Origin of the sequence: Nocardiopsis coralli (assembly GCF_014892575.1) — a bacterium.
Taxonomy (GTDB): Bacteria; Actinomycetota; Actinomycetes; order Streptosporangiales; family Streptosporangiaceae; genus Nocardiopsis; species Nocardiopsis coralli.
In genome coordinates, this window is sequence record NZ_JADBGI010000023.1 from 26,049 (window position 1) to 47,052 (window position 21,004).

Annotated in this window: 14 protein-coding genes and 1 tRNA gene; 9 read left to right on the top strand and 6 right to left on the bottom strand. The window is 72.7% G+C overall.

Annotation, left to right across the window (positions count from 1 at the left end):
• The first annotated feature begins 274 nt into the window (after window positions 1–274).
• On the top strand, window positions 275–2,086 hold the full coding sequence (locus IDM40_RS21890) for a gamma-glutamyltransferase family protein (protein WP_193123923.1): 1,812 nt from the start codon (window positions 275–277) through the stop codon (window positions 2,084–2,086).
• A gap of 530 nt (window positions 2,087–2,616) precedes the next feature.
• On the opposite strand, the gene IDM40_RS21895 is transcribed toward IDM40_RS21890, so the two are convergent.
• The 3 genes from IDM40_RS21895 to IDM40_RS21905 all read right to left on the bottom strand — a co-directional run bounded on the left by IDM40_RS21895 (window position 2,617) and on the right by IDM40_RS21905 (window position 7,547).
• Window positions 2,617–3,837 (bottom strand): C40 family peptidase, encoded by a 1,221-nt coding sequence (locus IDM40_RS21895; RefSeq protein ID WP_193123924.1) that lies wholly within the window; start codon window positions 3,835–3,837, stop codon window positions 2,617–2,619.
• 345 nt (window positions 3,838–4,182) lie between these two features.
• Window positions 4,183–5,859, bottom strand: coding sequence for a bifunctional 3'-5' exonuclease/DNA polymerase (locus IDM40_RS21900; protein WP_193123925.1), 1,677 nt, complete (start codon window positions 5,857–5,859; stop codon window positions 4,183–4,185).
• A gap of 767 nt (window positions 5,860–6,626) precedes the next feature.
• The gene (locus IDM40_RS21905) at window positions 6,627–7,547 is read right to left on the bottom strand and encodes a 2-hydroxyacid dehydrogenase (RefSeq protein WP_193123926.1); all 921 of its coding nucleotides are present in this window, start codon (window positions 7,545–7,547) and stop codon (window positions 6,627–6,629) included.
• A gap of 346 nt (window positions 7,548–7,893) precedes the next feature.
• On the opposite strand from IDM40_RS21905, the gene IDM40_RS21910 reads away from it, so the two are divergent.
• On the top strand, window positions 7,894–8,268 hold the full coding sequence (locus IDM40_RS21910; protein ID WP_193123927.1) for a nuclear transport factor 2 family protein: 375 nt from the start codon (window positions 7,894–7,896) through the stop codon (window positions 8,266–8,268).
• 17 nt (window positions 8,269–8,285) lie between these two features.
• Here IDM40_RS21910 and IDM40_RS21915 read toward each other — a convergent pair whose 3' ends face one another.
• Both IDM40_RS21915 and IDM40_RS21920 read right to left on the bottom strand, forming a co-directional pair.
• Window positions 8,286–9,098 (bottom strand): TrmH family RNA methyltransferase, encoded by an 813-nt coding sequence (locus tag IDM40_RS21915; protein WP_193123928.1) that lies wholly within the window; start codon window positions 9,096–9,098, stop codon window positions 8,286–8,288.
• Window positions 9,099–9,536: 438 nt separating this feature from the next.
• Window positions 9,537–10,202, bottom strand: a complete 666-nt coding sequence (locus tag IDM40_RS21920) for a hypothetical protein (protein ID WP_193123929.1) — start codon at window positions 10,200–10,202, stop codon at window positions 9,537–9,539.
• A 457-nt stretch (window positions 10,203–10,659) separates the two neighbouring features.
• Here IDM40_RS21920 and IDM40_RS21925 point away from each other — a divergent pair, with 457 nt between their 5' ends.
• Both IDM40_RS21925 and IDM40_RS21930 read left to right on the top strand, forming a co-directional pair.
• A complete protein-coding gene (locus IDM40_RS21925) occupies window positions 10,660–12,390 on the top strand; it encodes a substrate-binding and VWA domain-containing protein (protein ID WP_328807092.1) in 1,731 nt (576 codons plus the stop codon).
• 336 nt (window positions 12,391–12,726) lie between these two features.
• The gene (locus IDM40_RS21930) at window positions 12,727–14,496 is read left to right on the top strand and encodes a substrate-binding and VWA domain-containing protein (protein ID WP_193123930.1); all 1,770 of its coding nucleotides are present in this window, start codon (window positions 12,727–12,729) and stop codon (window positions 14,494–14,496) included.
• Window positions 14,497–14,580: 84 nt separating this feature from the next.
• Here IDM40_RS21930 and IDM40_RS21935 read toward each other — a convergent pair whose 3' ends face one another.
• On the bottom strand, window positions 14,581–15,570 hold the full coding sequence (locus IDM40_RS21935; protein WP_193123931.1) for an alpha/beta hydrolase: 990 nt from the start codon (window positions 15,568–15,570) through the stop codon (window positions 14,581–14,583).
• Between the two features lie 66 nt (window positions 15,571–15,636).
• Here IDM40_RS21935 and IDM40_RS21940 point away from each other — a divergent pair, with 66 nt between their 5' ends.
• The 5 genes from IDM40_RS21940 (at window position 15,637) to IDM40_RS21960 (ending at window position 20,903) form a co-directional block, all read left to right on the top strand.
• A complete protein-coding gene (locus IDM40_RS21940) occupies window positions 15,637–16,215 on the top strand; it encodes a TetR/AcrR family transcriptional regulator (RefSeq protein WP_193123932.1) in 579 nt (192 codons plus the stop codon).
• Between the two features lie 615 nt (window positions 16,216–16,830).
• Window positions 16,831–17,379: a hypothetical protein gene (locus tag IDM40_RS21945; protein ID WP_193123973.1), complete on the top strand. Its 549-nt coding sequence runs from the start codon at window positions 16,831–16,833 to the stop codon at window positions 17,377–17,379.
• A 99-nt stretch (window positions 17,380–17,478) separates the two neighbouring features.
• Window positions 17,479–19,548: a hypothetical protein gene (locus tag IDM40_RS28345; RefSeq protein WP_235997833.1), complete on the top strand. Its 2,070-nt coding sequence runs from the start codon at window positions 17,479–17,481 to the stop codon at window positions 19,546–19,548.
• A gap of 310 nt (window positions 19,549–19,858) precedes the next feature.
• The gene (gene orn, locus IDM40_RS21955; protein ID WP_193123933.1) at window positions 19,859–20,527 is read left to right on the top strand and encodes an oligoribonuclease; all 669 of its coding nucleotides are present in this window, start codon (window positions 19,859–19,861) and stop codon (window positions 20,525–20,527) included.
• 303 nt (window positions 20,528–20,830) lie between these two features.
• Window positions 20,831–20,903 (top strand) — tRNA-His (locus tag IDM40_RS21960).
• Window positions 20,904–21,004 lie beyond the last annotated feature (101 nt).

Below are 21,004 nucleotides of genomic sequence, written 5' to 3' on the forward strand. Positions count from 1 at the left end.
CCGCCGGCCGTTGCTGGTGCGAGGACCGTCCGGCTCTGCGGGTGGGTGCCGAGGGCCACCGTCATCACCTCCCCGCACCTCTCTAGGACGGTCCGACATACACCCGATCCCCGCCGTTTCCGGTCGAAGGCCGGATGAATCGTTACACCGGCGCACTTCCCGGTTCGATACGGTCACCCCCACAGTCACCGGACCGCCGCGGCCCCCGCCCGTTCCCCCAGGACGCGCCACCACGGGGCCGCGCCGTCCCCCCGCTCCGAGGAGGCACGCCCCGATGCCAGCCCCCACCACCCGCCCACAGCTGCGCGGCGACTTCGGCATGGTCGCCTCCACCCACTGGTTGGCCAGCGCCACCGGAATGTCGGTCCTCGAACGCGGTGGCAACGCCTTCGACGCCGCCGTCGCGGCCGGTTTCACCCTCCAGGTCGTCGAACCCCACCTGAACGGCCCCGGCGGCGAGGTCCCCGTGCTGTTCCAGGCAGCGGGCGAACCCCCACGGGTCCTCTGCGGCCAGGGTGTGGCCCCCGCCGGCGCGACGATCGGCGCCTACACAGCGCTCGGCCTGGACCGCATCCCCGGCAGCGGCGTGCTCGCGGCCACCGTTCCGGGTTCCTTCGACGCGTGGATGCTGCTGCTGCGCGACCACGGGACGATGGGTGTGCGCGAGGTCCTCGACCACGCCATCGGCCTGTGCGAGCGCGGGTTCCCCGTCCTGCCCAAGATCGCGGCGGCCGTGGAGGCGCTCGCCCCGGTCTTCGGCCGTCATTGGTCGGGTTCGGCGGCGCTGTACCTGCCCGACGGGAGCACCCCGGCCCCCGGGTCCCGCCTGCGCAACCCGGCGCTGGCCGCCACCTACCGGCGGCTGGTCGCCGAGGCCGAGGCGGCCGGGGGCGGACGCGAGGCCCGGATCGACGCCGCACGCCGCGCCTGGTCGCAGGGGTTCGTCGCCGAGGCACTGGACGGGTTCCTGGCCGGGGACGTGCCGAGTTCGTCCGGCGAGCCCCAGCGTGCGTTCCTGTCCGGGCAGGACCTGGCCGACTGGAGCGCCCACTACGAGGACACCGCCTCGGTACGCCACGGCGCGCACACCGTGCACAAGACGGGGCCGTGGGGCCAGGGCCCGGTCCTGCTGCAGCAGCTGCGCCTGGCCGAGGCCCTGGGCTCCGGAAAGCTGTCGGGGACCTCGCGCGAGGGTGTCGACCCCGACTTCGTGCACCGGGTGACCGAGTCCGCCAAGCTCGCCTTCGCCGACCGCGAGGCCTGGTACGGCGACCCGGACCGGGCCGACGTGCCGCTGCAGGAGCTCCTGTCGGCCGAGTACGCACGCGCCCGCGCGGGCCTGGTCGACGACACCGCCGCGAGCCGTGAGCAGCGCCCCGGTTCCGTGGTCGGGCGCACGCCCTACCTGCCGCCGGTCCACGTGCCCGGGCAGGCCCCGCAGGACCGCACCACCGGGGAACCGACCCTGCGCAACGCCGCCGACCCGGCCGACCGCCGCGGCGACACCTGCCACCTGGACGTGGTCGACGCGGAGGGCAACATGGTCTCGGCCACCCCCAGCGGCGGGTGGCTGTCGAGCTCACCGGTCGTGCCCGAGCTCGGCTTCCCGCTCGGCACCCGGGCCCAGATGTTCTGGATGGACGAGGACTCCCCCAACTCCCTGGCCCCCGGGCGCCGTCCGCGCACGACCCTGTCCCCGACGTTGGTGACCAGGGAGGACGGTCAGGCGGTGCTGGCCATCGGCACCCCCGGCGGCGACCAGCAGGACCAGTGGACGTTCACGGCGCTTCTGCGGATCCTCAACGGCGCCGACGACCTGCAGGAGGCCCTGGACGCGCCGATGTTCCACACCAACGCGTTCCCGAGCTCCTTCCACCCGCGCGAGACCGTGCCCGGGGATCTTGTCGTGGAACCGGAGGTCGGACCGGACACCGTCGAGGAGATGCGCCGGCGCGGGCACGACGTCACGGTCAACGGTTCCTGGTCGCTCGGGCGGTTGGCGGCGGTGGGCCGCGACCCCGACACCGGTGAGCTGCGGGCGGCCGCCGACGCCCGTGGCGCCCAGGGGTACGCCGCCGGGCGCTGAGGCCGGAATGTGTGCGGCCGCGGCTCGGTCCGGGCCGCGCACACCGGACCGCGAAGGCTTTCCGAGAAGGGGCGGACTTCGCACGGTGCGCCCCTCTTGGTCCGACCTCTTGCAAAATCTCCGTGTCACTGCTTATGTAGATCTTGTGACGGGGAAACGCCGACTCCGATCGTGAACGCACCCCGCGCAGAACTCCATACTTTCCCCGGCAGGGAACGCGGCTGTCTCCCCCTCCCTCAGCGGCGCCCCTGCTTCTCCCCTCCTCACCGAGGCCTGCCTTCCCCTCCCGGCTGGGTTATTCGGACAAGGAGAGATCCGTGGGCCGTGGCGCCGCTTCCCGAGCGGCACCACGGCCCACGTGTTTTTGTGCGTGGACCGGTATTCGAATCACGCTGAATCGTGCTCTTTTACCACGGGCGCAATGCACTGGCACCCGAGGAAATGTGGCGCACGGAATAACGGTCACATTCAGGAAACGAAAAGGGCGCCCCGGGTCCGAGCCCGAGGCGCCCTCACGGGGTCGGGGTGTCTCAGGCGTGCACGCGCACCACGCCGGCGAAGTTCTCCGTGCGGACCGGGGTGACGCGTACGTCCAACCCGGTGCGCGGGGCCTCCAGCATGTCGCCGTCGCCCAGGTAGATCGCCACGTGGGAGATGTACCCGGGGGCGGTGGGGTCGGAGCGCCAGAAGATGAGGTCGCCGCGTTCCATGTCCTCGTAGTCGACGCGGGTGCCCGCGTTCCACTGGTCGTGGGTCACGCGCGGGATCGTCACACCGGCCTCGTCGAAGGCCCACTGGAGCAGGCCGGAGCAGTCGAAGCCCTGGTTCGGGGTGGTGCCGCCCCACACGTAGGGCACACCGAGCTGGGTCTCGGCGTTGGCGATGACCTCCTCGATGACGGTCGGGGGCACCGCCTCGCCCTCGGTCATCGGTTCGGGTGCATCGGCGACCAGCTGCAGGGAGGTGTCGAACTCCTCCAAGGTGTCCTCGAGGTCCTCCTGCAGGTCGAACAGGTCGGCGTCGGCGGCCGAGACCACGAGCGCGTTGCCCTCGGGCATGCCGAGCTCGGCGGCGCGCTCGCGGGAGACCAGGGCGTCGATGCCGGCGATCCCGGAGGTGGCGTGGGTCCACACCTCCATCGGGACCTCGCCCTTGCCGCCCTGGACGGTGACGTCGGATCCGACCTCGAGGTCGCGTTCGGTCCCGGCGTCCTTGGAAAGGGCCAGGGCGCCCTCGGCAACGCCCTGCCAGACGTCGTCGGACTCGGCGGAGGGTTCGGGCGCGTGGTTGCGGAAGGTGGAGGGGTCCACGCCCAGGAGCGAGGTCTGTTCCCCCTCGATCTCCAGGCGGGCAGCGTCGACGGTGAGGGCGTGCTCGACCCCGTCGATGTCGGAGACCGCCTCGACGGCCTCCTCGGGGAGTTCCTCGGGGGCGACCGCGAAGTACTCGACGCTGCGGGCCTCGTCGAAGGGCTCGACCTCGGCGTCGCCGTCGAGGGTGTCGGTGTCGGCGGTGTCCGGCGCGGTGCCGTCCGCGTCGTCGCCGTCGCTGTCGTCGTCGGGGGCCGCGGAACGGGGGTCGGAACCGCTGGGTTCGGTCTCCGAGGCGGGGACCGTGTCTGCGGGGGCGACCTGCTCGCTCACGGGCGGACGGTCCTCGACCACGGGTTCGGCCCAGACCGGCCCGGAACCGAGGGCCGTGAAGGCGACCACGAGGGCCGCCGAACTACAGGCGCGGGTACGGGTTCGCACGGGGAGATCTCACCCTTCCTCTGGCCGCTCGGGGCCCGGAGCCCCTGCGCCACACGGCCCGTCGACGGTTTCCGGGAAAACCAGAATGGTCGGGCGGCGCCCAGTTTGCAAGAAGCCCAGCCCGTCCGATATCGGACGTCCACCCCTCGGACACCTCGCGGCCTTTCGGCCTTTCCGTGCCCCATGCGGGATCCCTTGCCCCGCAGGGCCTCCCTGGCCTGCGAAAACACCATCGTGACGCTTTCGGGGCGACTGTGGCCGAGGCCTTGCGGAACCTCGTGAAAATGGAGAACGGACCATTCACGGAAGGCTCCGCCATGTTCCACGTGTGGTAGCGCAAGGCGGTCAGATCTGCGAGTGCTCATCCGAAACGGTCGTGACCAGCGGAAACCGGACCGGAGATCCGGGAAAGAGCAGTTCCCGCGTCTCGCGCTCGGCCTCGGCCACCGCCCGGACGGCCTCCTCGGCGCGGTCGGCGGGCACGTGCAGGACCACCTCGTCGTGCACGAAGAAGACCACCCCGGCACCCTCGGGCAGCGCCGGCTCGAGCCGGGCGAGCCGGACGCGCAGGGCGGCCAGAAGCACCGACGCCCACTCGGCGGCGGTGGCCTGCACGACGAAGTTGCGGGTGAAGCGGCCCTGCGCCCGGCGGGTGCGGTCGCCCTCGGTGCCCGACGGAAGGGTGTCCCACCCGTGCGGGCGGGGCGAGGTGCGGCCCAGCCACGAACGCACCGCGCGGCCCTCCTCGCCGGCGCGGGCCGCGGTGTCGACGTGGTCGAGGGCGCGCGGGTAGAGGCGGCGCATCGTTGCGAGCAGGGGTGCTGCGTCGCCGGTGGTCTGGCCGTACATCGCGGCGAGCATGCCGATCTTGGCGCGGTCGCGGTCGCCGCCCACGTGCACGGCCAGCCGGGCGTAGAGGTCCTCCTCCGCGGCGGCCTCGGCCAGGGCCAGGTCGCCGGAGACCGCGGCAAGGACCCGGGGTTCCAGCTGTCCGGCGTCGGCGCGCACCAGCGCCCACCCGGGGTCGGCGCGCACGGCCCCGCGCAGAGCCTTGGGGACCTGGAGCCCTCCCCCGCCGCGGGTGGCCCAGCGCCCCGAGACCACGCCCGCGACGACGTAGTCGGGGTGGAAGCGCCCGAGCCGCACGCCGCCGGGGCCGGGGCGTTCGCTCACCCACTGCTCACGCCAGGCCCAGCCGTTGGCGGAGTGGAGTCGGGCGAGCTCCTTGTACCGCAGGAGCAGGGGCGCGGCGGGGTGTTCGACCTCCCGCAGGACCCAGGAGCGCGTCGAGGGGACGGGGTGGCCCGCGCGTGCGAGCGCGCGCATGACCTGGGAGGGCGAGTCGGGGTTGAGCTCCTGGTCCAAGGCGTCCCCGATGCGGGCGGCCAGGTCGGCGAGCACGGCGGGGCGTTGGCCGGCGACCGGGCGCGGGCCGAGGAGTTCGGTGAGCAGCCGGTCGTGGATGTCTGGGCGCAGGGGCAGGCCGTCGTGGCTCATCTCGGCCGCCGCGAGCCCGCCGGCCGACTCGACCGCGGCGAGCAGGCGCAGACCGCCCGAGTCGGTCAGGGCCTCCAGGCGGCGGACCTGGTCGTCGTGGACCTCGGCCAGGGCGGCGAGGCGGTCGGTGCCCGGGGGCAGGGTGGAGCGGTCGGCCCCGAACAGCGCGGGCTGGGCGTGAGCGCCCTCCCCCGTGCGCCGCACCGGGTCGTCGGGCACGGGGCGGCCGTGGAGCCGGGCCCACACCGCGCCCAGGGAGTGGGGTTCCTCGTGGCGTCCGTCGTGGCCGAGCAGGAGCGCCTCGGTGAGGGCGGTGTCGTGGCTGCGGCGGACGCGGACCCCGGCGCGCACGAGGTCTGGGTAGAGGTCCTCCCACGCGTCCCACACCCAGCGGGGCGGTGGCCCGGCGGCGTTCTCGCGGTCACGCACGGCCTCGGCGAGGTCGGGCACGCGCTCGGGGCGGGCGGTCCCGAGTTCCTGGAGCCACCCGCCGCCCTCGCCGTCGGCGACCACCGCGATCCGCATGCCCCCAGTCTCCCGCGGGAGCACCGGCGGCGCGCACCGGGACACGTGCCCGCGAGCCTCGAAGGAGCGATGCTCATCCGCCACGCACAGCTCCAGCGCCGGCAAGCATGCTCCGCAGACAGCACCCACACCCCCGAGAAGCACCGCCCGACGGAATACGCCCCGAAGGGGCGCCGCACACCATCAGCGAACCCGGCCGGCACAACCAGACGCTCCTCGGCCCCGGGGCCGAGTCCGCCCACCGCGACACGCACCGAGAGCCTTGAAGGGATGCCCCGGCGCACATGCATGCGAAGCACGTCCGGCGGCCGGGACCGAAGCGCCGAAAGGCGACGACGTGCCCCCCGGGGGGGTACCGATACTCATCCGGCACACGCAGGTTCAGCAACGGCGCGTCTGTCGCGAGAGCGCTCGGGACGTGGAGCGAGCCCGGAAGGGCGAGCCCCGGGCTCGGTTCACAGAAGCCGGGCCCCGAAGGAGCGATGCTCATCCCACACGCGCAAGTTCGGCACCGGCACACCTGCGCCAGACCCCAGGTCGGCCACATGCCACACGCCCCGAAGGGCGGCACCAGGGCACGTTCGGGCACGGCGCGGTCCGAGATCGGGGCAGGGGCACCGGGGCCGGCCGCCCCGTTCGACAACGGCTCAGCAGGTCCGGCGGAGCAGCAGCGCGGTCGGGGCCGGGCGGCCCCGACCGCTTCACCCCGGGGCCCGGTCGGCTCATCCGGGCGTTCCGGGACCGGGCGCCGGGGGGCGTGGTGCGGGTCAGGCGCCGGGGCGCACCACGTTGGTGAGGGGCTCGCCCGCGGCCCAGCGGGACAGCTGGGCGTCCATGAACGTGCGGGCGCGGGGGTAGAACGACGCCGCGCCCCCGGCCACGTGCGGGGTGATGTGAACCCCCGGGGCGTCCCACAGCGGGTGGTCGACCGGCAGCGGCTCGGGGTCGGTCACGTCGAGAGCCGCACGCACACGCCCGTTCTGCGCCAGGAGCGCCCCGGTGTCCACGACCGGACCGCGGCCCACGTTCACCACCAGCGCGTCGTCCGGCAACAGGTCGAACTCCCGCGTTCCGAACAGCCCTCGGGTGGACTCGGTGAGCGGGGTGACGATGACGACCACGTCCGCGTGCGGCAGCAGGTCGTGCAGTTCGTCGACACCGTGCACGTCCTCGCCGGGGCGGGCGCGGCTCGCCACCCGGGTCACGGTGGTCTCGAACGGCAGCACCCGGCGCTCGACCGCAGCCCCGATGCTCCCGTAACCCACGATCAGCACCCGGCAGTCGGCCAGGGAGCGCTGGGGCACCGAGCCCCACCGGTGGTCGCGCTGGTCGACCGCCCACCGCGGCAGGTCCCGCTGCGCCGCCAGCATGAGCGCGAGCGCGTGCTCGGCGGTGCTCGCGTCGTGCAGACCGCGCCCGTTGCACAGGGTCACGTGGTCCGGCAACAGCGGCAGGACCTGCTCGTACCCGGCCGAGACCAGCTGCACGACCTCGAGGTTCGGCATACGCGCGATGACGTCGGTGGACTCGTCCACGCCCTGGGTGGAGGGGCTGTAGGGCACTTGGTAGAAGGTCACCTCGTCCAGCCCCCTCGTGGGCGCGGGGCCGCCCGCGTAGAGGTCGACCTCCAGGGAGTCGGGGGCGTTCTCCCGGTTCTGTTCCCACTGCACGAGTGCTCGGCCGCCCATGTGGCTGCACAACCTTTCCGCATCGGTGCTCGTCACGCGCCAGCCTAGGGCCTGTTTGGTAGGTGCCTTCCGTCGCGAGCGTCGTATCCAGTGGTGCTATCGCAAGGCCGAAGAAGGAGTCGGCCTGGATGTGCCGTTGACTGATGAGAACGCAGCGAGAGTGCCGCTGGGGCGACGCGCAGCAGGTAACTGGGCACCTTCCAAGCAGGCCCTGGGTGCCGGGGCGACCCGGTGCCCCCGGCGCCCGTCCGCAGCGCCCGCCGACCGTGCCCGACGGCGCTCCGGCGCGGCGCAGGGCCGGGGCCGAGCAGGGGTGTGAGGCTACCGGCGAGCGAAGGGGGACGGGATGGACGAGATCGAGGAACTGCAGGCGCTCGACCGGGCCTGGCGCCGCGCCATCGTGGCCAACGAGGCCGGAGAGATCGGGCGCTTCATGTCCGAGGACTGGGTCCTCGTCGACGGGGACGGTGTGGGCACCCGCGAGAAGTTCCTGTCCCTGGTCTCGTCCGGGGCCCTGACCCACAGCAGGATGGAGGCCGTCCCGGGCACCGAGCGCGTTCGTGTGTACGGCGACACGGCCGTGGTCACCGCACGCGTCGTCAACACCGCGCACTACGGAGGCCGGGACTTCCACGCCGACGAGTGGACGACCGACGTCTACCGCCAGACCGATCAGGGCTGGGTCTGTGTGATCTCGCAGGCCACCCCGGCCCAGGGCTGAGGCCGTCCGAACGCCGGTCAGCTCTGCGCGAGCTCGTAACAGGCCACGGCCGCGGCGGCGGTGACGTTGAGCGAATCCACGTCCCGGTCGGCCATGGGGATGTGCACACGTGCGGTGGCGCGCTCCAACCACCGGGACGACAGCCCGTCGCCCTCGGTGCCCAGCAGCAGCCCCACACGTGCGTCGCGCTCCAGCCCCGAGACGGCCGCGCGCAGGGGCACCGACCCTTCCCCGGGGGTCAGCGCCATGAGCTCGAACCCGGCCCCGCGCAGGGTGTCCAGGCCGCCGTACCAGTCGGTCAGGCGTGTGTACGGCAGGGTGAGCACCGCGCCCATCGACACCTTGACCGAACGCCGGTACAGCGGGTCGGCGCACCGCGGGGCGAGCACGACGGCGTCCACCCCCAGGCCCGCGGCGCTCCGGAAGATCGCTCCGACGTTGGTGTGGTCGACCAGGTCCTCCAGGACGACGATGCGCCGCGCCCCGTGCAACACGGTCTCCAGATCGGGCAGCGCCTTGCGGTGGAAGGCGGCCAGCGCACCGCGGTGCAGGTCGAAGCCGACGAGCTCGCGCGCGGTCTCCTCCTCGACCACGTACAGGGGCGCGTCGGAGTCGGTGACCAGGCCGTCCAGGGCCTTGGCGCGCCGCTCGGTCAGCAGGAAACTGCGCGGGGCGAACCCGGCGGCAGCGGCACGCCGGATGACCTTCTCCCCCTCGGCCATGAACAGCCCGTGCTCGTGCTCGAGGTGGCGGCGCAGGTTGACGTCGCGCAGGCGCGTGTAGTCGGCCAGACGCGGGTCGGTGGGGTCGCTGACCCTGATGATCTCCATGTCCAGCATGATCGCCGATACCGGACACCGGTTGGGGTGCCCCGGAAACTCGAGGATCTTGCTACCAGAGCCGACTTCGGCGCCGAACCCGGCTCTGGTAGCAAGATCCCCGTCTGTTGGGCCTAGGGTCTGTTTGGTGGACGCCTTCCGTCGCTTCGGCCAGCTACTGCGCCGAAGGCGTCCGTTGAGGGCGGTGGCGGGTGACGGGTGGGCGCAGCCAGTGGTGCTATCGCAAGGCCGAAGAAGGAGTGCCCCTACTGTGCGTGCCTCGCAAGCTCGGCAGTTTCGCACAGCGGGGGCCCGGCTGGGGTCCTGTCGACTGATGAGAACACAGCGAGAGTGCCGCTGGGGCGACGCGCAGAAGACAGTGCTGCGCCGAAGGCGTCGTTTGAGGGTTGGTGGCGGGCGACGGGTGGGCCGGTGTTCGCCAAACAGGCCCTAGGCGAGCTCCTCGGTCAGCGAGCGCAGCCGCTGCCAGCGCGCCTCCTCGCACGAACCCTGGCGCGAGAGCGTGGTGTCGATGTCCTCGCCCTCCCAGACACCGGTGATGGCGGCCTCCTGCGGGCCGTACACGGTGTCGGTGCACACCGTGCCCTCGCGGACCTCGGTGAAGAGCACCTCGGTGCCCGGCTCCTGCCCGGCCTCCTCCTCGGGCGGCCCGGCATCGACGCCCGCCTCGACCGGCGCGTCCTCGGCGGGCTCCTGTTCCTCGAGCTCTTCCTCCTGCAGCTCGGGAACCTCGACGGTGGAGTCGGTGTCGCCCTCGAAGTCCACGGCCGCCTCGGCCAGGGCAGTGCACGCGGCGTGGTCGCGGTCGAGGTCGCCGGTGCAGGTGAGCGTCTGGACCCAGGCACGGTCGAGTTCGCTGACCTGCACCTCCAGGTGACCGACGGGGCCCTCGAGCTCGGGTTCGGCCTCCGGTTCCTCGACCGGCTCCTCCGTCTCCTCGCTGCCCGCGGTGTTGGTGGCCTCCACGTCCTGGGGCGGCAGCATGGACGGACCGACGAGGACCGCGTAGGCCAGCGCCCCGACACAGCAGGCGCCGGCGAGGAGCTTGGTACCGAGGGGGCCTCGGTTGCGGTCTTCACGGTGCGTTTGGGACATGCCAAAACCCTCGGGGGTCAGTCGGTCACGGTTGCGTCAGGCGCGCGGGGGAGGCAGGCGTGGGGCGCGCACGGACTCCGGGAGAGGCCCTCAAGACTAACGGGCCCGCGGAGTACTTCTGGGGGAGCACGGTAACAAAGCGATCACCCCGCCTCGTCCGTGCGTTCGTGCGCGCGGTGGGTGTGCGGCGGCCGCTTCCTGCAGCTCCGCACCCCTTCCATCCCGGCATTACCAACGAGTAGGGTCCCGTTGGGAAACCTTCGTGGTACTTGGTGCACACATCATCACCCATACAGTGTGATGTGACCCACGGCCCGTCGGTTCACCCCCGATTCCGTCCGCGGGTGCTCGGCCCGGGTGTCCGCGCCCGCACCCCCTGCCCGCGGCCGCCCCCGACCCTCCGGCCTCCGGAACTCCCCGCACCGGAGCCGGACACAGCTACGCCCCCGGAGTTCCTGTGTCCACTGGACGCCATCGACTTGCCTCGCCGACCGCCGCCACCACACGCAAGGTGGTGCGGTCGCCGCTGGGGATCACCGCGATCGTCGTCGCGCTCGTCGCCGTCGCAGCGATCCTGGTTCCGGTCGGCCTGAATGCCCTCGGCTGCGGTGAGACCCGGTACCTGCGGGTCTCCACCACCCAGAGCATGGCCCCCGTGCTGCGCGAGGCCGCCTCGGAGTTCAACTCCACCTCGCCCTCCTACGGCGGCGAGTGCGTGTACGCGCAGGTCGACGAGATCGCCCCGCACCGCATCATGAGCGCGATCTCGGGCGGCCAGCCCGGCGACTCCACCATCGCCCCGCACGTGTGGGTGCCGGAGTCCTCCGCCTGGGTGGAGCTGGCCCGCGTCTCGGCCGAGGGCGCGCACGGCATCGAGACCGACCCGCCGTCCCTGGCCTCTTCCCCGGTGGTGATGACCGCGCCCGAGGACACCGAGGGCCTGCCCGGCGGTGACGAGGCGCCCTGGACCACGGTGCTGCCCGACGAGCTCGACCCCGAACGCCAGGTCGTCATGGTCGACCCCAACCGGGGCGCCGACGGGATGGCGGTGATGTACGCGGTACGCGACCACCTGGGGACCGGGGACGCGGCCGACACCGACATGACCGACTTCGTGCGCGACGTGCAGCAGGACAGCGCGTTCGGTGAGATCGACCTCAGCACGTTCTACAGCGGTTCCGACGCCGCACAGGAACGGGTCGACCCGCTCGTGGTCGTGCCCGAGCAGGCGGTCGTTGACCACAACACGACCCGTCCCGACAACGCGCCCGAGCTCGAGGCGTACTACCCGGAGGAGGGCACGGTCGGGCTCGACTACCCGTACGTGACCACCACCGAGGAGCCTCACCTGCGTTCGGCCGCCGCCGACCTGTACGAGGTGGTGGCCGGCGAGGCCTACCGCACGCGCATGCAGGACCTCGGCTTCCGCGACCCGGACGGCTCCTCGTCCGACGCCCTGGAGGGGCAGTCCGGCATCGTCGCCGACGAACCCGAGGTGCACGGCGACCTGACCGGTGACGCCCTCGTGGACGCGGTCAACGACTGGAACCGGCTGTCGATGCCCAGCCGCGCCTTGGTCCTGGCCGACACCTCCGTGCACATGGAGGGCGACCTCAACGGCGGCCCTTCCCGGATCGAGGCGGCCCGGGAGGCGGCACGGACCGGACTGCAGCTCTTCCCCGACGAGACCGACATGGGCCTGTGGATGCTCTCCGAGGAGCTCGGTGCGGACGGCCGCGACGAGGCCGCGGACCTGCACCAGCTCGGCTCCACCGACGACGGCGACGTCACCCGCCGCCAGGAACTGGCCGAGGTCGCCGACGAGATCGAGGTCGAGGGCGGGGAGTCGCACCTGTACGACAACATGCTCGACGCCTTCAACGAGGTGCAGGACAACTACCACGAGGACAAGATCAACAGCGTCATCATGCTGACCGCCGGGGTCGACGACGGCAGCAGCGACATCAGCCACCAGGAGCTGGTCGAGACGTTGCAGGACCGCTTCGACCCCGAGCGTCCGGTCAGTTTTTTCATCATCGCGTTCGGTGACGGCGCCGACGAGGCGGAGCTGCAGGCCATCGCCTCGGCGACCAGCGGTTCGTCGTTCGTCACCGACGACCCCGACGAGATCGGTGACATCTTCCTGAGCTCCATCTCCCGGCGCCTGTGCGTGCCGGACTGCGACTGAGGTCGGGCGCCGCCCCACGCAGCGCCCGGCCGGCCCCGCGCGCGTGCCCACCGGGACCCTCGCCGAGGGCACCCGGCGGGTCTCGATCGCATATCGGAATGGGTCGGCGCGGCCCCCGTCCGGTCCGACGGACCGGGCGGGGATCACCGAGGTGATCGGTCGTGCGGAGGCCCCCACTCCGCCACGAACCGTGACAGGAGCCACCTTCCGACACCGAACGGTTGAGTACCGTTCCCTCCAGTAACCCCGTTTCGGTCCGGCCGAACCCCCGCCGGCGGGCCCCCGTCCACCCCCCTGTACGACACACGGTCCGTACACCACCCCGTGAGGAAAGCTGTGGGACGTCACCGCGGAAAATACGCAGAGGAACCCTCCGGCGAGCGCCAGAGACGACGCGGCCGAGGAGGCGCCGTCGCCGCCCTGGCCGGCGCGCTGGTGATCGTCCTGGCGATCGTCGCGGCCGGCGTGTACGTACTCGTCGACCGCTCCGACGGGTGCGGTTCCCAGCTCGACCTCGACGTGGCCGTGGCCCCCGAGATGGCACCGGCCGTGCAGGCGGTCGCCGACGGGTTCAACGAGGAGGAGAACACCGTCGACGGCCAGTGCGTGCGTGTGGACGTGCGCCAGGCCGACCCCGCCGACGTCGCCTACGCCATCACCGGGTCGGGCGCCACCATGGGCGACACCGAGTCCGACGTGTGGATCCCGGACTCCTCCGTGTGGCCGCGCCTGGTCCAGAGCGAGGCGGGCGACGCGATCATCACCGAGACCGGAACGTCGCTGGCCCGCTCGCCGCTGGTGCTGGCGGAGCTGGAGGAGCACGCCGACGACTCCTCCGAGAGCAGCTGGGAGGACGTCGTTCCCACCGGCGCCCCCGGCGAGGACCAGGACCGCACCGTGCGGGTGGTCGACCCCGTGCGCAGCTCCACCGGGCTGGGAACCCTGTACCTGCTGCACGGTGCGCTGCAGGAGTCCTCCGACGACGCCGACACCTTCAACGCGCACATGACCGCGGCCCTGCAGTCGCTGCACCAGGGGGCGTCCGCCGACGAGGAGGCCGCGTTCCTGGCGCTGAGCGGTGGCGACGCCGAGGCCCCGCCGCTCATGGTGATGTCGGAGCAGGCGGTGTGGCGCTACAACACCCTGCACTCCGAGGCCCCCGCGCAGGCCGGATACCTCGACAGCACCTACTACCTCGACTACCCGTACGTGGTGCGCAGCGAGGAGAGCGCCGTGACCCGCGCGGCCGAGGAGTTCCGCAACGCGGTGCGCGCCGACGAGAACCAGGAGCACTTCCAGAGCGAGGGGTTCCGCGACACCGACGACACGATGGACGCGGACGTGCTGAGCGCCGACGCCGGGTTCCAGGAGGACGTGCCCGAGGAGCTCCCGGTGCCCTCCGAGGGGTCGATAGACGAACTCACCCGCTCGTGGACGCAGCTGAAGATGGACTCTCGGGTGCTCACCATCGTCGACGTCTCCGGCTCGATGCTGGCCGAGGTGCCCGGGACCGGGATGACCCGCATGCAGGTCACCGGCGCGGCCGCCGGCGACGGGCTCGACATGTTCACCCCGACCTCGGAACTGGGGCTGTGGGAGTTCTCCACCGACGTCAACGACGGGCTGCACCACCAGGAGCTCGCGCCGGTGCGCGAACTCCAGGCCACCGACGACGACGGCACCGAGCACCGCGACACCATCGCGCAGGAGCTGGATGGCCTGGAGCCGCTGCCCGACGGTGACACGGCCCTGTACGAGACCTACCTGGCCGCCTACGAGGAGATGTCGCGGACCTACCGGCCCGACCGCACCAACGTGATCCTCATGCTGACCGACGGCGACAACGACCACCCGGGCGGCATGGACCTGGACGAGCTGCTGGACGGCATCGACGAGCTCTCCAGCCCCTCGCGTCCGATCCCGATCATCACGATCGCCTTCGGCCCGGAGGTGGAGGACGTCGAGTCGCTGCAGGAGATCGCCGCCGCCACGGGTGGTGCGGCCTACCGCACCGAGGACCCGCGGGAGATCGGCGAGATCTTCGTGCAGGCGTTCTCGCTGCGGATCGACGACAGCGGCACCGGGGGCGCCGGCGGCGGGAGCTAGGCTGCGGGGATCTTGCTACCGGAGCCGGGTTCAGCGCCGAAGTCTGCGCTGGTAGCAAGATCCCCGCCGGAAGGGCCCCTGGGATCAGGGCGCGAGGTGCTCTTCGAGGAAGCGGAGGATGTCGGTGCGCGCGTCCTCGGCCCGGGGAACCAGACGGGGCAGGCTGAGGAAGGCGTGCACGGCGCCGGGGTGTTCGCTCAGCCGCGCGGGGCTTCCGGCCCGCAGGAGGCGTTCTGCGTAGGCACGACCATGGTCGGCCAGGGGGTCGAGGGTCGGGACCACCACCAGGGCCGGGGCGAGCCCGCCGTGGTCGCCCGCATGGAGGGGCGAGACCGTGCGCGGATCGACGCCTTCGGGGACGGCGAGGCGGCGGAAGAACTCGATCTGGGGCACGGTCAGGGTCGGGCTGTCGGCGTGCTCGGTGACCGAGGGGTACTCCAAGGCCGTCGCGGTCAGATCGACACAGGGATTGACCAGGACCTGGGCCCGCAGGTCCGGACCGGCACCCCTCGCCCGGAGCGCCGACAGGGCGGCGACCGTCGCACCGGCGCTCTCGCCGAGGACCGCGATCCGGTCGGCGTCGATCCCCCAGTGCGCCGCGTACCGGGCCAGGTGCTGGAGCGCGTCCCAGCCGTCGTCGACCGCCGCTGACAACGGGATCCGGTGGGTCAGGAGGCGGTGATCGACCGAGACGACCACGGCCGGCAGCCGTGCGGCGAGGTGGCTGTTGATCCAGTCGCTCTGAGGCGCAGTGCCGACGAACCCGCCGCCGTGGACGTGCAGCACCAGCGGCAGCGGCGCCGATCCGGTCCCCGCGCCGCGGCCGGGCCGGTGGACCCGCACCGGCAACACCCGGCCGTCCAGGGCGACCTGCTGCCAGGTGATGGCGGCTCCGCGGTCGGGGAAGCCCGCGATGAGCCTGATCGCCGCCGACCTCCGCTTGCGGTTCTCGGCGGTGCGGAAGGCGGCCAGGTCGTCAGGGGTCATGGCCGACCAGTCCGGCTCCCTGCTCAGCAATGGGCTCAGTAGGCGCACACCCAGCGGAGGCCGTGTCGCGGTCGTGGTCCGGTCCATGGCTCGTCCCCACTTCTGTTTCCGCTACCGTTGGTATCGATACTAACGGTAGCGTATATTGGGCGCATGACGCCAGTGCCCGGATCCGACCGTTCACCCGGCCGCCCCCGCGCCCGCATCGATGCCGCGGTCTTCGCGGCCACGCTGAGCACCATCGACGAGTTCGGCTACACACGCGCCACGGTCGACCGCATCGCCACCGGGGCCGGCGTCGCCAAGACCACGATCTACCGCCGCTGGCCCTCCAAGGGGGAGCTGGTCACCGCCTGCCTCCTCGACACGTTCGGCCCGGCACCGCTGGAGGGGGAGGACCGGCAGGAGATCATGGCGTCGGCCGTCCGCTGGGCCGTGGCGAAGATCGGGGAGCCCGGCGTCGGTGCGGCCTTCGCGGGCGTGTTCACCGACGCCATCAACGACGCCTCTCTGCGCCGGATCCTGTCGGACCGGCTGCAGGACCCCTATCGGCTCGCGCTCCAAGAGGCCTTGGGTGAGACGGAGGAGCGCGTCCTGTTCTTCATCGACGTCACCGTCGGCACGCTGCTCCACCGGCTGGGGATGACCGGGGGGCCGATGGCCCCTGCCGACGTCGACGCCCTGGTCGGGATGCTCGTGCGAGAACTGGCACATGACGACGGGAACCGGTGACGGCGGGGATCGAGGCGCACGGCCCGGTTCCGTCCAGTGCCGACGCCGGGCCTGCTGCGAAGGCAGCCGACGGTTCGGGGCGGGAGCATGACAGGGGCGCCCCAGAAAGGCGGCATCACCCCGGACCGTGTACACACCCGAGCCGAAGCCCCGTTCGAGGCCGGTCGGAGGACTCGAGAGTGCCCGCCCGGGCGCACCCCGGCCCGGAGAACGGGGCGGGTGACGGGCGCCGGCCGACGCCCGTAAGGCGTACTCGGCGTGACTGTGCGAGAGACACCTCGGGACGCATGGGCGACTGGCGGCTTCGGCCGCTCCGGCCAGGGGCGTCCCCGAGGTGACATGACCCTGTCCCCGCGCAGAACGGCTCTGGACAACCCCCGGGCCCTGGCGTACGCAGAAGGGACGAGGGCCTGTTCGGTGGATGCCTGGCGTCTCAGGCGGTCGGTGTCCTCCGAGCAGACCCTGAGGGTCTCGTCCGGCCCCACTCCCCCTTGCGGGGCCGGACCCGCGACGACCGGATTGGGGAATGCCATGGCCAACGCGTGGATGCCCGGCGCGCAGCGACTAGCAGGGGGGAGCGAACACGCGCCGCCCGGCGCCGGCGCACCCCGGGCGGTGTGGACCGTGACCGGAACGGCCCCGGGTACCGGATCGGCCCGCGCGGAGGCCGAACGCCTGGTGACCGAGGGCTGCGCGCCCCACCTGGTGTGGAACCCCCTCTCCGGCGAGACCGTGCAGACCCTGGCGGCCACCCGCCGCAGCGAGCTGTCGCTGGGCGCGACCCGCTACTACGAACAGCACGTCGATCACGCCGAGGAGGGGCGCGTGTGCCTGGTGGTGGCGGTGGTGGCTCGGCGCAGTGTTCCGTTCACCGACGGACCGATGCTGGGCCTGGCGGCGATCATGGACTGGCTGGGCTCGTGGGGGGTGGCGCGCCGCTGGCCGGCGGGCCCTCCCGGCGACGGTGTCGCCGTGCGTGACCGGCTCGCGCGCGAGCGCACGGCGCGCATGTGGGCGCGCGGGGGACACTTCGGCCACGACCAGGTTCCGGGCTCGCACCAGCCCGGTCCGGGCCTCATCGACGTGGGCCGATTGCTCACCCCGGACAGCGGTGGCACCGCACTCAGCACCTCCCCCGACACGCAGGTCACAGCCATCCCCTGAATTCGGTCATTTCACTAGAACCAGAACACCTGTCGACAAACTCCACTATTCGGGTACCGCTGGTTAAGTGCCGAGCCAAAACCCCTTAGTCTGTCCGCCATGGGTGGATCTATCGAGCCGGGTTGGTACGCGGACCCGCAGGGCGACGCACAGACGCTCAGATGGTGGAACGGTGACGAGTGGACGCGCCATACCCGTTCACTGAGCGAGCTGCAGGGCGGGGGCGGTCCCGTCGACGACGAACCCGCCACGACCCGTCTGGGAGGCGGGGGCCAGGGCGCTCCCGACCCGGGCGAGGACGAGGAAGGCACCGTACGGCTGGACACCTCCGGACCGGCACCCCAGCCGGCCGAGGACGAGCCCAGTACCGTGCGCATCGATCCCCCGGCCCAACCTCCGGCCGAGGAGGAACCCAGCACCGTACGGATCAGCCCCTCCGTCCCCCAGACCCCCTCCCCCGCACAGGACTTCTCCCCCGCGTCGGCCCCCGAATCCCCCACCCCCGCCGAGGACGAGCCCAGCACCGTGCGGATCAACCCGGACGACATCCCCGGCCGCGGAGGCGCGTCGGCGGGTGACCGGGCGGCGGGCGCAGCGCCGGCCGGCGGAGCATCCTCGGGCGAGGACGACGAGCTGCCGACGGCCGACCTCACCGGCGGTGACGAGATCCCCACCGCCGACCTGGCCGAGCACGCGCGCGGCGCACGGGGTTCCGACCCCGTCGACACCACCCCGGACCCGGATGCAGGAGCGGGCGCGGGTGCAGGTGCGGGATCGGGCGACCAGGCCCCGCGCACCGCGGTGTTCGACCCCGACGCCCCGGTCGGCGGCACGGCCGTCTTCGACCCCGGGGCCCCGAGCGGCTCCGACGAGGCCGCCCCCGGCGGTGTGGCCGGGACCGCCATTTTCGACCCGAACGACCCCGCGTTCTCCGGCGCGGCCCACGCGCAGGGCGCCCCGGGCTCCGACGACGAGGACGGCAAGAAGGGCGGCCGGTTCAACAAGCTCCTGGGCAGCCTCAAGGAGGGCTGGGCCGACCTGTCCGAGGAGCGCAGGGAGCAGAAGGAGGAGGCCAAGCGCAAGGCCGACGAGGAGCGCGCCCAGCAGCAGGCGGAGGCGCAGCGCCAGGCCGAGGCGCAGGCCGCACAGCAGCCTCAGCCGGGTGCCCAGCCCGGCTCCCCGGAGTCCGGTGGGATGCCGGGCGCCGGTGCCGCGGGCGCGGCGGGTCAGGTTCCGGGCCAGGGTCCGGAGCAGCAGGGGCCCGGCCAGTCCTCCGGGGCCGACGAGGGTCAGGCCCCCGGTGCGGCAGGGGCGGCAGGCGCTGCCGCCGCAGGTGGGATCGCCGGTGGCGCAGCGGGCGCCGCGGCCGCCGGTGGTCCCGGTGGTCCTGCGGGCCCGGGCGGTGCGCCCGAACCCGGCGTGCCCGGTGGCGCGCAGGGCGCCCCCGTCCCGCCGAGCGGCCCGCAGCAGGGGTGGGCACCCGGCCAACCCCCGCAGGCACCGGGTTCCGGCCCGCAGTACGGGGCCGGTGCACCTCAGCCCCCGCACCACCCGCCGTCGGGGCCGCAGCCCGGCCACCAGCCGCAGTACCACTCCGGCCCGCAGAACCCCTACTCCGGTCCGCAGCAGGGCTTCGGCCCGCCGCCCGGTGCGTTCCCGCCGCCCGGCGGTTACCCGCCCCCGGGCCCCATGGGCGGCCCGGGTCAGCCCCCGCCCCCCGGTGCGCCGATGGGCCACCCCGGTGGTCCCGGTGGGCCTGGTGGGCCTGGTGGCCCCCCGCCCGGCCCGATGGGGCACCCCGGTGGCCCGCCCCCGGGCGCGTACCCGCCGCCCGGCGCGATGGGTGGCCCCGGCGGCCCGGGAGGCCCGCAGGGTCCGCCCGGGAGCGGTCCGCAGCAGCCGCCGTGGGGCCCGCCCGGAGGCCCCGGAGCGCACGGTGGACCCGGTGGCCCTGGTGGGCCCGGAGCACACGGTGGGCATCCCTACCCGGGTGCCGGCCCGCAGCAGCCGCCCAAGAAGAAAAAGAGCGGTTGCGGCTGCGGGTGCCTCGTACTGACGTTGATCGTGGTCGTGGTGCTGGTCGCCACCTACCTGCAGGTGTGGGGCGTCTGGGACTGGATGTACGAGCTCTTCGACGTCGGCGGACCCCGGCAGTTCGTCTGGGAGTGACGCTGTTGCCGTCCCTCGGGGCTGCTGGGGCACGTGGGGCTCGGGCTTCCTGAGCCTTCCGGGCCCGGTGGTTGCCCCGGGCCCGGCCTCCCCGGGGACAGCGACACCATGACCCCTCGGGGGCGGGCACGCGCGTGCCCGCCCCCGACGTGTGTCCGGGGCTCGTTCGGTCTCGTTCGGGCCCGCCCCGCACCCTTGTCCGCGTGCCCTCCGCGTCCCCCGGGTCCTGCTCCGCACCACCTCCGCGCCGGTTCCGTCCCATGTCCACGCCTCGTACGGGCCGCTTCCTGTGGCGCTTAGGGTGTCCGTTATGAATGACAGTTTGGTGTGGATCGACTGCGAGATGACGGGCCTCGACTTCGAGAACGACGCGTTGATCGAGGTGGCCTGTCTGATCACCGACGGGGAGCTCAACATCCTCGACGAGGGCATCGACGTGGTGGTCAAACCGCCGCAGGCCGCACTGGACCGCATGGGCGACTTCGTGCGCGACATGCACACGACCTCCGGGCTGCTCGAACAGCTCGACCAGGGGCTGTCGCTGACCGAGGCCGAGGACGCCGTCCTGGAGCACATCCGCAAGTACGTGCGCGAGCCCGGCAAGGCTCCCCTGTGCGGGAACTCGATCGCCACGGACCGCACGTTCCTGGCGCGCGACATGAAGCGCATCGACGAATACCTGCACTACCGGATGATCGACGTCTCCTCCATCAAGGAGCTCCTGCGCCGGTGGTTCCCCCGCGTGTACTACGCCAGCCCGGAGAAGGCCGGCGGCCACCGCGCACTCGCCGACATCACCGAGAGCATCCAGGAGCTGCGGTACTACCGCGCCGCCGGTTTCGTTCCCGAGCCCGGGCCGAGCACCGCCGTGTCCCGCGCGATCGCCGCCGACATCACCGCGGGCGGCAACGGTGTGGAGGCCCGGAGGACGGCGCTGGAGGCCGAGGCCGCTGAGGCTGCGGAGGCCTCGGGGTCCTGAGGGGTTCCCGGGAACACGGAACCCGGGATCCGGACCCCGGAATCCGTTCAGCAGTGAACGGGCCCCGCCCCGAGTCCGTGGGGAACCGCCCCCGCGTTCCCGGGACGGGGCCCGATCCGCATCCGGGGCCGGTTCCGGATCAGGCCCGCGGCCCTCTCCCCATTGGCCCCGCAGCTCCGGGGCGGAACGCCGACCGCCTTCGGACACGGGACCCGGCGCGGCGCCGGGAAAAGTGGTCGAAGCACTCCCCTGCATCCGCTAGGATTGAGAACGTACGCAAGGCCGAGAGGCCGGGCGGACATGGTGGGTGTAGCTCAGTTGGCAGAGCACTTGGTTGTGATCCAAGATGTCGCGGGTTCAAGTCCCGTCACTCACCCCGAGGCGAAGGCCCCGACCGCAAGGTCGGGGCCTTTTGCGTGCGCGGGGGTCCGGGCCCCGGGACACGGTGCCCTGAAACGCACGTGGCCGCCCCCGGTC